Consider the following 13,400-nt stretch of genomic DNA (forward strand, 5'->3'; position numbering starts at 1 on the left):
TCAATAACAAGGAGTTCGGGGGGCGTATTCGGGCATGCCATCGGCACGGTTCTATCGCTGGATGACCTGGGGCATGACCCTGGCGCTGGCAACGGGTGCCGGTGCCGCCCTGTGGCAGGAAAGCCGTACCTCTGCGTTGCAGGCCGAAGTGCTGGCCCGTTTCGGACGGGATCTGACCTGGCGGGTGGAGCCCGGTCCCAACCCGGATATCCGGTTTCCTGGTCAGGGGCCCTATGATGCCCGTCTAGGCTATGCTGCCATTCCCAGTTTCATCGAACGGCTGGTGGCCGCTGACTACCGTGTCGACTTGCAGGCGCGACCCAGCCCGCAATTACGGGATTACATGGAGTTTGGGGGCTTCGCGCCCTATGCGGAAAAGACCAGCGGCGGCTTGTCCATCCGTGACCAGATGGGCAACCCGCTGTTCGACGCCCGCTATCCCGAGCGCATCTATGCCGGGTTTAATGAAGTGCCGAAACTGGTGGCTGACACGCTGCTGTTTATCGAGAACCGGGAGTTGTTGGATACGACATATCCCAACCGCAACCCCGCGGTCGAATGGGACCGGTTCGGTCTGGCCCTGATCAATATCCCCCTGAAATTCATTGACCCGGACAGTCCGCGCGCCGGCGGGTCAACGCTGGCTACCCAGATCGAGAAATACCGCCATTCACCCGAAGGGCGCACGGGCAGCGGCATGGAGAAGCTGCGCCAGATGATGTCCGCGTCCGTTCGCGCCTACAAAGGCGGGGCGGACACCACACGGGTGCGCCACCAGATCGTCGTTGATTATCTGAATTCCACCCCCCTGTCCGCCCGTCCCGGCGTGGGTGAGGTCAACGGGTTGGGGGATGGTCTCTGGGCCTGGTACGGCACCGATTTTACCATTGCCAACCGCATCCTGCGATCGCAGCCGCGTACCGAGGAGGATTTGCAGGTCCAAGCGGTGGTCTATAAGCAGGTGCTGAGCCTGCTGCTGGCCCAGCGCCGTCCATCTGCCTATCTGGGCGGCAGCGGCCGTAAAGCCTTGAATGACCTGGCCAACAGCCATCTGACCCTGTTGGAGAGAGCAGGGATCATCTCCGCGCCGCTGGCCGATGCTGCGCGGTTTTTCCCGCTGCGGTTCAGGGAGACGCCACCGGAAATTCCGGAACCCAGTTTTGTGGAGCAGAAGGCAACCAATGCCATCCGCGCCCGGCTATTGGGCATGCTGGGGGTGCCCAGCCTCTATGCGCTGGACCGGCTGGATCTGGCGGTCGAAACGACACTGGACCAGCCGACGCAGACGCGTGTCACCGAGACCCTGAAGAAGCTGGGCGATCCGGCGCAGGCGGCATCCTTCGGACTAGTCGGGGAACGGCTGCTGAATGATGCCGATCCGGCGCGCATCGTTTATTCGGTGACTTTGTTCGAGCGCACGGCGGAGGCCAATCTGGTCCGCGTGCAGGTCGACACACTGCCCCAGCCGCTGGATTTGAATGAGGGGGCTAAGCTCGACCTGGGGTCCACGGCCAAGCTGCGCACCCTGGTCACCTATTTGGAAATCATTGCCCGACTGCATGATCGCTATATCACGCGGGAGAGCCATGAACTGGAGGCCGCTGCCCAGGAGGCGCCTGATCGGCTGACACAATGGGTGTTGCGCACGATGGCGGCCAATCCGGGCATCGGTATTGCCACCATCCTGGACCTGGCGATGGAGCGGGACTATTCCGCCAGCCCCGGCGAGCGGTTTTTCACCGGCGGCGGGCTGCATAGTTTCGGGAATTTTGACGACAAGGATGATGGCAAGGTCATGACCGTGTCGGAGGCCTTCCGGCATTCGGTCAATCTGGTCTTCATCCGCATGATGCGGGATATTGTGAACCATTATATCGCCGAGGGGCCGGACAGCCGCGACGATCTGATGGATGATCCGCGCCATCCCGCCCGCCGGACCTATCTGGCGCAGTTCGCGGACCAGGAGGGCAGCGCCTTTCTGAACCGATTCTGGTCCGACTATAAGGGGCTGGAGCCGGAAGCGGCCTTGGACAAGCTGGCCAGACGCAGCCGCCCGACACCCGACCGGCTGTCAGTGATTTTCCGATCCGCCCTACCCAACGCCACGGTGGACGATCTGGGTGTGTTCCTGAACCGGCATATGCCTGCCGGCGGCCCACCAGAAACACAGGTAAAGGCGCTGTTTGATCGCTATGATCCCGACAAATGGTCGTTGAACGACCGGGGCTATATTGTCGGGGTGCATCCGCTGGAATTGTGGCTGGTCGGTTACCTGCAGGATAGCCGGCAGGCCCAGCGCGGTGAAATGCTGAAGGACAGCAGCGTACCACGCCAGGAAAGCTATAAATGGCTTTTCTCCTCGCGTTCCAAACAGGCCCAGGATACCCGCATTGGCATCGTGCTGGAGGAGGAGGCGTTCGACCGTATCCATGAGGAATGGACACGCCTGGGTTATCCGTTCGGCAGCCTGATCGCCAGCTATGCCACCTCCATCGGCAGTTCTGCCGACCGGCCGGGATCGCTGGCTGAACTGATGGGCATCATTCTGAATGACGGGGTGCGCCTGCCGACCCTGCGTGTGGGACGGTTGCATTTTGCGGCCAATACGCCTTACGAGACCAGTTTTGCGCCGGCGCGTCTGTTGGACGGGGCCGAGCAGGTGATGGCGCCGGAAGTGGCCCGCGTGGTGCGCCGGCACCTGCGCGACATTGTGGATAACGGCACGGCGCGGCGTGTGAAGGGCGCCTTCACATCCGCAGACGGTAGCGAACTCCCCATCGGCGGCAAGACCGGGACGGGCGATCACCGGTTTGAACGCTATGGGCCGGGGGGTGTGGTGCTGGAAAGCCGGGTGGTCAACCGCACGGCCACCTTTGTCTTCTATATTGGCGACCGTTTCTTTGGGGTTATCACGGCCCATGTGCATGGGCCGGAAGCAGCGGAATACCGGTTCACCTCGGCTCTGCCGTCACAATTGCTGAAAATTCTGGCCCCGGCGCTGAACCCGCTGCTGAATGCTGACACGCAGACGGCGGAGCGGGGACGGTAGGCCTTGTCCTTGGGCGCCGCGTTGACACCCCCAGACCCACCCTTTCGGCCAATCCCCTTTATCCCCATCATTCACAGCCAAAGACCCCTTTCCACCGCCGCCCATTGTGCTAGCTTACGGCACCCACCCCCTACATCTAGTGTTGGTGCCATGTCCTTGCTGACGCCGAACCCGGTTTACAAGCCTTTCCGCTATCCCTGGGCCTACGAGGCCTGGCTGACGCAGCAGCGAATCCATTGGCTGCCGGAGGAAGTGCCGCTGGCCGATGACGTCAAGGATTGGCGCAACAACCTGACGGACGGGGAACGGAACCTGCTGACGCAGATTTTCCGATTCTTCACCCAGGCGGATGTCGAGGTGAATAATTGCTACATGCGCAATTATAGCCGCGTGTTCCAGCCGACCGAGGTCTGCATGATGCTGGCTGCTTTCTCCGCCATGGAGACGGTGCATATCGCGGCCTACAGCCATCTGCTGGACACGATCGGCATGCCCGAGGTCGAATATTCAGCCTTCCTCCATTACAAGGAGATGAAGGACAAGTACGACTATATGCACGAGTTCAATGTCGACAGCAAAAAGGACATCGCCAAGACCCTGGCGGTGTTCGGCGCCTTCACCGAAGGTCTGCAGCTATTCGCCAGCTTTGCCATCCTGATGAACTTCCCGCGCTTCGGGAAGATGAAGGGAATGGGCCAGATCGTTACCTGGTCGGTGCGCGACGAAAGCCTGCATACCCAGTCGATCATCCAGCTGTTCAAGACCTTCATCAGCGAAAATCCCGAGGTCTGGACCGAGGATTTCCAGCGCGAGCTGTATGTCGCCTGCGAAACCATCGTGCATCATGAAGATGCCTTCATCGATCTGGCCTTCGAAATGGGGGCGGTGAAGGGCATGGATGGCGAGGATGTGAAGAAATACATCCGCTATATCGCTGACCGCCGTCTGGCGCAGTTGGGTCTGCAGCCCATCTACAAGACGGACAAGAACCCGCTGCCCTGGATGGATGCCATCCTGAACGGGGTGGAACACACCAATTTCTTTGAAAACCGCGCCACCGAATATTCCAAGGCTGCCACCAAGGGTAGCTGGGAAGAAGCGTTTGGCGACTGATCAGCGGCGCTTTTCTGTTCCGCCTGTCCGGTCCGGCACCTTGCCGCGCCGGCAGGCGTCAGAACAATATTTGACCTGATCCCAGTCTTTTGCCCATTTGCGGCGCCAAACAAAGGGGCGCCCGCAACAGGCGCAGGGCTTTTCCGGCAGGTCGGATTTTCGGATCATGCGGGGCATGGCAGCGGGATACCGGACAGAAGCGGAAGCCCGGCGGAAGATAGGGTGCTGTCAGCCGACGGCCAGTCCCCCGCGCCGCCCCCGCACCAGTGTATCGGCCAGGGCACCCAAGCCCAGGGCGGCCGCGATGGCCAGCACAGCCCAACCAGCCAGCGGCAGCAGCGACAGCAGCACCAGCACCACGACAGTCAGCGCATAATGGCGTATCAGCATGCCGGCTTCGGCCCCCGGACGCGGCGGCCCGCGCCGCAGGCCCAAGGCCAGGCCGAACCCGGCCACGGCCAACCCCAGCGGCAGGCAGAACAACCATAGCACCAGCAGCAGCAGCCCCAGCGGGATGCCCACCACACTGACCATCAGCAGGGCCAGCAACGGCGGCGACAGCAGCAGCAGGGCGGCACCCAGCAGGAAGTGACGCAGCGGATGCCGCCGGATGCCGTCAGCCGCGCGGGTGACGGGTCCCGGCAGCAGCCATAATACCCCAACCCCCAGAAGAAACAGGGCCACCGCCTTGCCTGTTGTGCCCAGGAAGGTCGGCCCCCCATCCAGAACCACGTCCGGGTGGTACTGCACCGTCCCGGCGATGATGACCCCTTCCGGCACAGCCACCGGCATCGGCCCGGTATGGCGCAGGTCACCCAGGATCTGTGTCCCTGGTTTCAGTTCCAACCGGCTGGCCGTGACCTCCAGGTCCCCGGCGATACGCCCCTGCACACTGACATGGTCCCCCCGCAGGACGGCGTCACCGTCCACCTGTCCGGCGACGGACAGGTCGGACCCGCGAATGGTCAGGTCGCCCGCCACACGCGCCTCCGGCCGCAGGTTCACCTCCACGCCGGTCAGCAGCACGTCGCCAGCAATGTCGCTGTGCAAAGAGAGTTCAAAAGCGGCCGCCGCCAGATCACCGGCTACAGGCCCTTTCACCGACAAGCTGAAACCCGCGAGCAGCGCATCCCCGCTGACCGGTGCCGTGATGCGCAGTTCCAGCCCGGCGGCCACAACATCGCCATCCACCGGCGCATCCACCGCCACCGAATGTCCGGCCGCGACCAGATCATCGGCTGCCGGCGCCATCACACGGACATCATCGCCGGACAGGATGTCCGCGTGGGCCGGCATCCCTGAAAGGGACAACAAAACGGCAGCGATGCACAGCAGTCGGGCAAACATCGGATGAGATCCAGCCTTCAAGGGCAAAGAAGAGCGTTTCACAATCATGCCATCATCACAGCAGGCCAAGGTCCACCGCCCGGTTCGCCTTGGGGCACCACCTTGATACAGGTCCGTTACAGGCCGGCTGCTGACCTGTGTCAGACCTTACGTATGGGGTTGATCGGCGACAGCTTCCACCGCACCTTACCGTTCCTTGTGCAGTGCAAAAGAGGCGGGTGAGCGATGGCCATGTTCGATCTGAGCGGTAAACGCGGGCTGGTGGTGGGGATCGCCAACAGCGCCTCCATCGCTTATGGCTGCGCCGAGGCGTTCCGGATGCAGGGGGCCGATCTGGCGGTCACCTATCTGAACGAGAAGGCCGAACCCCATGTCCGGCCGCTGGCCGACAAGCTTGGCACCTCCCTGTTCCTGCCCTGTGACGTGCGGGAGCCCGGACAGTTGGAGGCTGTGTTTGAAACGATCATGGCGCAGTGGGGACAACTTGATTTCCTGCTGCATTCAATTGCTTTTGCCCCGCGCGAGGATCTGCATGCGCGCGTGGTGGATAGCAGCCGTGACGGCTTCCTGATGGCCATGGATGTGTCGGTTCATTCCTTCATCCGCATGGCCAAGCTGGCGGAACCGCTGATGAAGAATGGCGGCTGCCTGATGAATGTCAGCTTCTATGGCTCTGAAAAGGTTGTGGAGCATTACAATCTGATGGGTCCGGTTAAGGCAGCATTGGAGGCCGTCACGCGGTATCTGGCGGCGGAATTGGGGCCGAAGGGTATCCGGGTTCACAGCCTGTCGCCGGGGCCGCTGAAGACGCGGGCGGCCAGTGGCATCGACCGGTTTGATGAATTGCTGGCGCGGGCCGCCGAACTGGCGCCGCTGCGCCACCAGGTAACGGTACAGGATGTCGGGGCCTACGCTGCTTTTCTGGCGTCGGATGCAGCCAAGGCCGTGACCGGCGGTGTTGAGTATATTGATGGTGGTTACAGCGTTATCGGCTGATCGCTGACGGCAGGGCAGGGGGGTCAGGGGCGACCGGTCACGGACCGGCGCCCCGCCACCGGTGCCGGTTGCGACGTCTGGGCCCGCGCAGCCTCGGTTGCGACAATTTCTGCCGCAAGGCTGGTCAGGCTGGATTGGTTCACCTGGATCAGGCCGCGACGCGGGCGGTCAATGTCAATGATGACAAAGGCGATGGCCACAACGGCCAGCCCGAAAGCAAAGGCGACCCCGGACGGTCGATGTCCGGCAATCCCGCAACTAAACCCCAGGACCCAACCGGTCAGCAAAACCGCACCATAGAGCATGAAGAGTACCAGTTCGGGGACATGGCGGTTCAAGATCGCATCATGACGCCCGAAGGAATCAATGGTCTCGTTCAGGGTTTGAATGAACAGGCCGGATGTCGCCGGGCCGGGATCAACCAGTACAGCGCGTTGCGCCTGTATCCAGATCTGATCCAGGACGGCGGTGGAACGCACAACAAGCGCCTGGCGTTCGGCGGGGTGATCCAGGCTGACACTGACCGCCGCGACGCGGAGTTCGACATAGTCGCGCAGCAGGGACGACACTGTGCCGCGCACTTCCGGTGTCAGCATCTGGGCACGGAGATAGGTGGTGCCAATGGCGTTGGCTTCGTCCACCATCGCGTCGCTGCGCGCGTCAAACCGCTGCAGGGCCATGGAAAAGGTGAAGCCCAACAACAAAGCCATCAATCCCAAGATGGAACCCTGAATGGTGTTCACATGCGAGCGATAGGCTTCGCTGGCGCCGTCACGCCGCGTGCGGCCGACCCGAACCCCCAGCTCGATGATGACAAACAACGAGACCAGCAGCAGAATGGCAACCAGCATACTGTCTTGGCTGTAAAGAAACTCGCGCATCGGCCATTGCCTCTTCCAACCGCGACAATGTGTCTGATGTGATCCGATCAGCGCCCAACCGTCAAACGCTTTTACCCGGCAAAACCAGCCAGGCGACGCGTTGATCCTGGTGTAATCAAGGGATGGGGCGGTCGATCCGACGTTTGTTTACCCCAATGAACGGCGGTGATGCGCGCAACTAGTGCCAAATCATTTCCAAATATGCTATCAAACCGCAGTTTCAGCCCATATATCAAAACGATACAGCAAGGCGTTCCCCATGGCCGGTCATAGCCAATTCAAGAACATCATGCACCGCAAGGGCGCGCAGGACGCCAAGCGGTCGAAGATCTTCAACAAGCTGGCGCGCGAAATCACCGTCGCGGCAAAGTCGGGTCTGCCCGACCCGGCCATGAACCCGCGCCTGCGCGCCGCCATCCAGGCTGGCCGCGCCCAGAACCTGCCCAAGGACCGCATTGACCGGGCCATCAAGATGGGTATTCCCGGCAGCGCCGACGACACGAATTATGATGAGGTGCGGTACGAGGGCTATGGCCCCGGCGGTATCGCCCTGATCGTCGAGGCACTGACAGACAACCGCAACCGCACGGCCTCCGAAGTGCGTTCTGCCTTCACCAAGCATGGCGGGTCGCTGGGCGAGACCAACTCGGTGTCGTTCATGTTCAACCGCATCGGCCAGGTGACCTATCCGGCCAGCGTTGCATCCGCCGACGCCATGCTGGAAGCCGCCATCGAGGCCGGGGCGGAGGATGTGCAGTCCGACGAACATGGCCATTCCATCATCACCGGCACCGATACGCTGGGCGAAGTGCGCGACGCGCTGGAAGCCCGTTTTGGTGCGCCGGAAAGCGCCAAGCTAACCTGGACCCCGCTGAACCTGCTGCCGGTGACGGCGGAGGACACGGCCCAGACGCTGCTGAAGCTGCTGGACGTGCTGGAGGATAATGACGATGTCCAGACGGTTCTGGGCAATTTCGACATTCCGGCCGAACTGCTGGAAAAGCTGGGCTGATCGACGGGGCAGGGGGCATTAGAAATGCCCCCTGCCCCGTAGGCCGATGACCATCGGCTCGGCGCCCCGTGGCGCCGCAAGCCAAGCCGCCGATGTCGGCGCCCGGCGTTTGAGGGCATATGAATACCGGCCGATGACCATCGGCCCGGCACCCCATGGTGCCGTAAGCCCAAGCCGCCGGATGGCGGCGCCCGGCGCTTGAAGGGACGGTGTAATGATGGCGGGACAGGCACCCGTGCGTATCCTGGGGCTGGACCCCGGTCTTCGCCATCTGGGCTGGGGCGTCATTGACGCCGCCGGCAACCGGTTGAGCCACGTGGCCGACGGGACCATCCATACCGACAGCGGCGATGATCTGGCCAAGCGCCTGCTGGAGCTGCATGAGGGCATCGCCGCCGTTATCGAGCAATGGCAGCCCGACGAGGCGGCAGTGGAAGAGACGCTGTCCAACGTCAATCCATCCTCTACCCTGAAACTGGGCATGGCGCGCGGTATTGCCCTGTTCAGTGCGGCCAAGGCCGGGTTGCCCGTCGAGCAGTACCTGCCCATGGCGGTGAAAAAATCCGTGGTCGGCACGGGCCATGCCGACAAGGTGCAGGTCCAGCACATGGTGAAAATGCTGCTGCCGGGCTTTCAGCGCTCCACCGCTGACGCCGCCGATGCCCTGGCGGTCGCCATCTGCCACGCCCACCATGCCCAGACGCGGCGCAAGGTGGACAATGCCATTCTGGGGATCAGACGGTAACAAGTTGCCGTTTTGTTCATATGGTGTAGAATTCTTCCCCAGTAGGAAGAAAGGCCCTCCCATGGCGCTCAACATCAAATCCCCGGAGGCGGAAAAGGATGTCCGCCGTCTGGCCGAACTGACGGGTGAAAGCCTGACGGAGGCTATGCACAAAGCCGTGCGGGAGCGGCTGGAGCGGCTGTCGTCGGAAGATGAAAAGGCCAAAGCTGCTCGCTGGGCCAAGATCAACGCCATTATCAAGGAAATACAATCGGCCCCCGTGTTGGACCCGCGTTCTCCTGACGAGATCATCGGGTACAATGAACGGGGGACGTTCGATTGAATGCGCCGATCATTGTTGATAGTTCTGCGCTGATGGCCATTCTCCTGTCGGAGCCGGATGCCGAAACTTATACGAGCGCCATGGCTGCTGCACCGGCACTCGCCATGTCGGCAATCACCATGTTCGAGGCACAGACCGTGATTCTGCGCCGCCTGGGGCAGTCGATGGTTGAGCGCTTCAACCGGATGATGGCGCTCTATCCGGTTGCGGTCCATTCGTTCGATGACGCTCAGGCGATGACGGCATTTGAGGCGTACCGGCAGTTCGGCAAGGGATGCGGGCATCCGGCCCAATTGAACCTTTGCGACTGCGCTTCTTACGCGCTGGCCCGCACCCTGAACGCCCCTTTGCTGTTCAAGGGCCAGGATTTCATCCATACCGACATCATCGCGGCGCTGCCCCTGCTGGTGCCCGAGGCGGAGTTGAGCCAATGATTGCAAAATTGTCCGGGCTGCTGGACAGCACGGGCCTGGACTGGGCCATCATCGATGTGAACGGGGTCGGCTATCTGATCTCCGCTTCCACCCGCACCCTGCGCCGGCTGGGCAGCACGGGCAATGCTGTCTCCGTCCATACCGAGATGTGGGTGTCGGAAGACAAGATAGCGCTTTATGGGTTTGCCGATCTTGGCGAACGCGACTGGTTCCGTCTGCTGACCACAGTGCAGGGCGTGGGGGCGCGTGTGGCGCTGAACATTCTGTCGGTGCTGGCGCCCGACCGCTTGACGTCGGCCATCGCGGCGCAGGACAAGACCACCCTGTGCGAGGCCGATGGGGTCGGGCCGAAACTGGCTGCCCGAATTTTGAACGAATTGAAGGATAAGGTGGCCACGCTGGCCATCAGCCCGGTGGCAGCCACGCAGATTCAAAGCACGGCGGCACAACCCGCCGGCAGTACGGCAGTTGGGGACGCGGTGTCGGCGCTGGTCAATCTTGGGTATAAGCGGATCGAGGCGTTCACTGCGGTGAACAAGGCTGCCCAGAGCCTAGGCGCGGAGGCTGATGTCTCTGGCCTGATCCGGGCCGGCCTTAAGGAACTGAGCCAGTGAGCCGCAAACCCAAGCCGGAGGCGGCCCCCCCCAAACCGGAACGGATGGTGGAGCAGGATCGGATTGGCGGCGACGCCAGTGCCGAAAGCTCCATCCGTCCGCTGTCGCTTGGTGAATTCATTGGTCAAAAGCAGGTTCGGGAAAATCTGGCCCTGTTTATCCAGGCGGCCAAGGGTCGGGGCGAGGCGCTGGACCATGTGCTGCTGTTCGGTCCACCGGGTCTGGGCAAGACGACGCTGGCCCAGATTGTGGCCAAGGAACTGAATGTCGGTTTCCGCGCCACCTCCGGCCCCGTGATCGCGCGGGCCGGCGATCTGGCGGCCCTGCTGACCAATTTGCAGCCGCATGACGTGCTGTTCATTGATGAGATCCACCGCCTGTCCCCGGCCGTGGAGGAAATCCTCTATCCCGCCATGGAGGATTTCCAACTGGACCTGATTATCGGGGAGGGGCCGGCAGCGCGCAGCGTGCGCATCGACCTGCCGCCCTTCACACTGGTGGGCGCCACCACCCGGTCGGGCCTGATCACCCGGCCGCTGCGCGAGCGTTTTGGCATTCCGCTGCGTATGCAGTTCTACGAGCCGGAAGAACTGCAACTGATTGTCAGCCGGGGCGCCCGCATCCTGGGCGTGGACATGACCGACGAAGGCGCCTTGGAAGTGGCCCGCCGGTCGCGCGGAACACCGCGTGTCGCAGGGCGCCTGCTGCGCCGGGTGCGTGACATCTGCGGCGTGCAGGGATTGGCGATTGTTGATGCGACCGCCGCCGACCGGGCGCTGACGCGGCTGGAGGTCGACAGGCTGGGTTTTGATGCGATGGATCGGCGTTACCTTTCCTGCATCGCCGACCATTATGGCGGCGGGCCGGTCGGCGTGGAAACGCTGGGCGCGGCGCTGGGTGAACAGCGCGACGTGCTGGAAGAAACCATCGAACCCTATCTGATCCAACAAGGATTGTTGCAGCGCACACCGCGCGGGCGCATGTTGACCGACACGGGCTATCGCTATTTGGGTCTGCCGGTTCCCGCCACGCCGGCGCGGCAACTGGACCTGCTGGGCGGAACGCCCACCGTGGGGAAGGGGAATGTCGTGGTCGCCGACCTGTTTGACGGGGGAGATGATGCCTGACGGGGCGGCGCCATGCGGGGCGGCAGGCTCCTCCGGTTGGTGGGAGGGGGCGTCGCATGTCTTTCCGACCCGTGTCTATTATGAGGATACCGACGCCGGCGGCATCGTCTATCACGCTAGTTACCTGCGTTTCGCGGAACGGGCGCGCAATGAGATGCTGCGCCTGTCGGGCTTCCCCCACGCGGCCATGGTCGCCGAGACGGGTGTGGCGCTGGCGGTACGGCATTGCGAAATCGATTACCGGCAGCCGGCGCGGCTTGATGACGCGCTTGAAGTCGTGACGCGGATTGTCGATATCGGCGCCGCGACATTGGAGATCGAACAGGATGTGCGCCGCACCGCAGGGCTGGCCTGGGGTGGGGTAGGGGCAGTGACAGGGGTGGACCCGCTGGTCCGTCTGGCGCTGCGTCTGGCGTGCATTAATGCGCAGGGGCGGCCCGTCCGCCTGCCGGCCGCGTTGCGGTCGGTGTTGGTCAATGTCCAGCCGGGCGCGTTGCGGCCGGCGAGGGTCAATAACTTGTCAAAAGGTCAGGACTGAACCCGATGTTTCCCACCCTTCTGCAAGCCGCCGCGCTCGGCGGTGATGTCGCGCCGGCCCATGACATGTCGGCGCTCGGCCTGTTTTTGCAGGCTGATATTGTTGTGAAGCTGGTGATGCTGGGGCTGCTGGCGGCATCGGTCTGGACCTGGGCCATCATCTTCAACAAGATGACCAAGCTGCGCCGGATGAAGGCGGCCGCTGCCGATTTCGAAGAACAGTTCTGGTCTGGCGGTTCGCTGGATCAACTTTATGACCAGGTGGCACAGGCGCCGGCCGACCCGTTCTCCGCCGTGTTTGCCGCCGGCATGCGCGAATGGCGCCATGCCAACGAACGCGGCCTGTCCACATCCGGGGCGATGCGCGCCAATCTGATGCAGCGTATGGAACGCGTCATGTCGGTGACGGTCGGGCGCGAGATGGCGGACACCGAAAAATATATGACGGTGCTGGCCTCTGTCGGCTCCGCCGGCCCCTTTGTCGGCCTGTTTGGCACGGTGTGGGGCATCATGGGGGCCTTCACCAACATCGCCGCCCAACAGAATACCTCGCTGGCCGTTGTGGCCCCCGGTATCGCCGAAGCGCTGTTCGCGACCGCCATCGGGCTCGTCGCTGCCATCCCGGCCGTGCTGGCCTACAACTATTTTTCCTCCGAGATTGCGCGGTTTGGCGACCGGCTTGACTCATTTGTGACAGAATTCTCGGCGATCTTGCAGCGTCATCTGGAAGAGCGGGGCTGACATGGGGGCGAGCCTTCCCGGCAAGCAGGCGGTGCGTGGACGGCGGCGTAACCGCCGCACCGCCATGTCGGAGATCAATGTGACGCCGTTCGTCGACGTCATGCTGGTGCTGCTGATCGTGTTCATGGTGGCTGCGCCGCTGCTGACCGCGGGCATTCCCGTCAATCTGCCCAAAGGCGCCGCCCAGGCACTGAAGTCGGAAGAAGACCCGCTCTGGGTCACAGTGACGGCTGAAGGGCGGATTTCGTTCAAGGACAAGAAGGTCTTCGACAACGAGATGTTCGATCTGGCCGAACTGGCGCCACGCTTGGCCGTCATCGCCGAACAGCAGCCCGACCGCAAGGTCCTGGTGCGCGGTGACCGGGAGGCCACTTATGCCAGCATCGTCGATGTGCTGAGCGAAGCCCGCCGCGCCGGCCTGTCGGAGGCCAAGCTGGTCATCGAATCCGACGGTCGCGGCGCACGGTAAGGGTGGAAACCAA

General features: G+C 62.8%; 15 protein-coding genes. 12 read left to right on the plus strand and 3 right to left on the minus strand.

Annotated features, from left to right (window positions below; all coding sequences use genetic code 11):
* Positions 1–34: 34 nt before the first annotated feature.
* Both CHU95_RS17705 and CHU95_RS17710 read left to right on the plus strand, forming a co-directional pair.
* The gene (locus CHU95_RS17705) at positions 35–3,049 is read left to right on the plus strand and encodes a transglycosylase domain-containing protein (RefSeq protein WP_245838373.1); all 3,015 of its coding nucleotides are present in this window, start codon (positions 35–37) and stop codon (positions 3,047–3,049) included.
* A gap of 150 nt (positions 3,050–3,199) precedes the next feature.
* A complete protein-coding gene (locus CHU95_RS17710; RefSeq protein WP_094457650.1) occupies positions 3,200–4,162 on the plus strand; it encodes a ribonucleotide-diphosphate reductase subunit beta in 963 nt (320 codons plus the stop codon).
* Here the strand turns inward: CHU95_RS17710 and CHU95_RS17715 are convergent, their stop codons facing one another.
* Positions 4,163–4,339 (minus strand): DUF2256 domain-containing protein, encoded by a 177-nt coding sequence (locus CHU95_RS17715; RefSeq protein ID WP_094457651.1) that lies wholly within the window; start codon positions 4,337–4,339, stop codon positions 4,163–4,165.
* A gap of 51 nt (positions 4,340–4,390) precedes the next feature.
* Positions 4,391–5,509, minus strand: coding sequence for a polymer-forming cytoskeletal protein (locus tag CHU95_RS17720; RefSeq protein ID WP_094457652.1), 1,119 nt, complete (start codon positions 5,507–5,509; stop codon positions 4,391–4,393).
* A 225-nt stretch (positions 5,510–5,734) separates the two neighbouring features.
* On the opposite strand from CHU95_RS17720, the gene fabI reads away from it, so the two are divergent.
* Positions 5,735–6,505 carry an enoyl-ACP reductase FabI gene (fabI, locus tag CHU95_RS17725; RefSeq protein WP_094457653.1) on the plus strand — a complete coding sequence of 257 codons (771 nt, stop codon included), beginning with the start codon at positions 5,735–5,737 and terminating at the stop codon, positions 6,503–6,505.
* A gap of 23 nt (positions 6,506–6,528) precedes the next feature.
* Here fabI and CHU95_RS17730 read toward each other — a convergent pair whose 3' ends face one another.
* Entirely contained in the window at positions 6,529–7,386 is an 858-nt protein-coding gene (locus tag CHU95_RS17730) for a bestrophin-like domain (protein WP_094457654.1), read from the minus strand.
* Between the two features lie 259 nt (positions 7,387–7,645).
* On the opposite strand from CHU95_RS17730, the gene CHU95_RS17735 reads away from it, so the two are divergent.
* From CHU95_RS17735 to CHU95_RS17775, 9 genes are all read left to right on the plus strand, one after another.
* A complete protein-coding gene (locus CHU95_RS17735) occupies positions 7,646–8,398 on the plus strand; it encodes a YebC/PmpR family DNA-binding transcriptional regulator (RefSeq protein ID WP_094457655.1) in 753 nt (250 codons plus the stop codon).
* Positions 8,399–8,612: 214 nt separating this feature from the next.
* Complete coding sequence (gene ruvC, locus CHU95_RS17740; RefSeq protein ID WP_245838375.1) at positions 8,613–9,143, plus strand: crossover junction endodeoxyribonuclease RuvC; 531 nt, start codon at positions 8,613–8,615, stop codon at positions 9,141–9,143.
* 61 nt (positions 9,144–9,204) lie between these two features.
* Positions 9,205–9,465, plus strand: coding sequence for a type II toxin-antitoxin system VapB family antitoxin (locus CHU95_RS17745; RefSeq protein ID WP_094457656.1), 261 nt, complete (start codon positions 9,205–9,207; stop codon positions 9,463–9,465).
* Entirely contained in the window at positions 9,462–9,899 is a 438-nt protein-coding gene (locus CHU95_RS17750) for a type II toxin-antitoxin system VapC family toxin (protein WP_094457657.1), read from the plus strand. The genes CHU95_RS17745 and CHU95_RS17750 overlap by 4 nt, the downstream gene beginning before the upstream one ends.
* Positions 9,896–10,513, plus strand: coding sequence for a Holliday junction branch migration protein RuvA (gene ruvA / locus CHU95_RS17755; protein ID WP_094457658.1), 618 nt, complete (start codon positions 9,896–9,898; stop codon positions 10,511–10,513). Before CHU95_RS17750 ends, ruvA begins: the two co-directional genes overlap by 4 nt.
* Positions 10,514–10,557: 44 nt before the next feature.
* The gene (gene ruvB / locus CHU95_RS17760) at positions 10,558–11,640 is read left to right on the plus strand and encodes a Holliday junction branch migration DNA helicase RuvB (protein WP_245838412.1); all 1,083 of its coding nucleotides are present in this window, start codon (positions 10,558–10,560) and stop codon (positions 11,638–11,640) included.
* On the plus strand, positions 11,597–12,178 hold the full coding sequence (locus tag CHU95_RS17765) for a YbgC/FadM family acyl-CoA thioesterase (protein ID WP_245838377.1): 582 nt from the start codon (positions 11,597–11,599) through the stop codon (positions 12,176–12,178). The genes ruvB and CHU95_RS17765 overlap by 44 nt, the downstream gene beginning before the upstream one ends.
* A gap of 5 nt (positions 12,179–12,183) precedes the next feature.
* Entirely contained in the window at positions 12,184–12,918 is a 735-nt protein-coding gene (tolQ, locus tag CHU95_RS17770) for a protein TolQ (RefSeq protein ID WP_094457659.1), read from the plus strand.
* 1 nt (position 12,919) lies between these two features.
* A complete protein-coding gene (locus CHU95_RS17775; protein WP_094457660.1) occupies positions 12,920–13,387 on the plus strand; it encodes an ExbD/TolR family protein in 468 nt (155 codons plus the stop codon).
* Positions 13,388–13,400: the final 13 nt, after the last annotated feature.

This window comes from Niveispirillum lacus (assembly GCF_002251795.1).
Classification (GTDB): domain Bacteria; phylum Pseudomonadota; class Alphaproteobacteria; order Azospirillales; family Azospirillaceae; genus Niveispirillum; species Niveispirillum lacus.

Excerpts from the sequence above, each read along its gene's own strand:
- CHU95_RS17775 (WP_094457660.1), top strand. The coding sequence starts at position 12,920 with ATGGGGGCGAGCCTTCCCGGCAAGCAGGCGGTGCGTGGACGGCGGCGT.
- CHU95_RS17710 (WP_094457650.1), top strand. The coding sequence starts at position 3,200 with ATGTCCTTGCTGACGCCGAACCCGGTTTACAAGCCTTTCCGCTATCCC.
- CHU95_RS17705 (WP_245838373.1), top strand. The coding sequence starts at position 35 with ATGCCATCGGCACGGTTCTATCGCTGGATGACCTGGGGCATGACCCTG.
- CHU95_RS17735 (WP_094457655.1), top strand. The coding sequence starts at position 7,646 with ATGGCCGGTCATAGCCAATTCAAGAACATCATGCACCGCAAGGGCGCG.
- CHU95_RS17745 (WP_094457656.1), top strand. The coding sequence starts at position 9,205 with ATGGCGCTCAACATCAAATCCCCGGAGGCGGAAAAGGATGTCCGCCGT.
- CHU95_RS17765 (WP_245838377.1), top strand. The coding sequence starts at position 11,597 with ATGTCGTGGTCGCCGACCTGTTTGACGGGGGAGATGATGCCTGACGGG.
- fabI (WP_094457653.1), top strand. The coding sequence starts at position 5,735 with ATGGCCATGTTCGATCTGAGCGGTAAACGCGGGCTGGTGGTGGGGATC.
- tolQ (WP_094457659.1), top strand. The coding sequence starts at position 12,184 with ATGTTTCCCACCCTTCTGCAAGCCGCCGCGCTCGGCGGTGATGTCGCG.
- CHU95_RS17715 (WP_094457651.1), bottom strand. The coding sequence starts at position 4,339 with ATGCCCCGCATGATCCGAAAATCCGACCTGCCGGAAAAGCCCTGCGCC.
- ruvC (WP_245838375.1), top strand. The coding sequence starts at position 8,613 with ATGATGGCGGGACAGGCACCCGTGCGTATCCTGGGGCTGGACCCCGGT.
- ruvA (WP_094457658.1), top strand. The coding sequence starts at position 9,896 with ATGATTGCAAAATTGTCCGGGCTGCTGGACAGCACGGGCCTGGACTGG.
- ruvB (WP_245838412.1), top strand. The coding sequence starts at position 10,558 with ATGGTGGAGCAGGATCGGATTGGCGGCGACGCCAGTGCCGAAAGCTCC.
- CHU95_RS17730 (WP_094457654.1), bottom strand. The coding sequence starts at position 7,386 with ATGCGCGAGTTTCTTTACAGCCAAGACAGTATGCTGGTTGCCATTCTG.
- CHU95_RS17720 (WP_094457652.1), bottom strand. The coding sequence starts at position 5,509 with ATGTTTGCCCGACTGCTGTGCATCGCTGCCGTTTTGTTGTCCCTTTCA.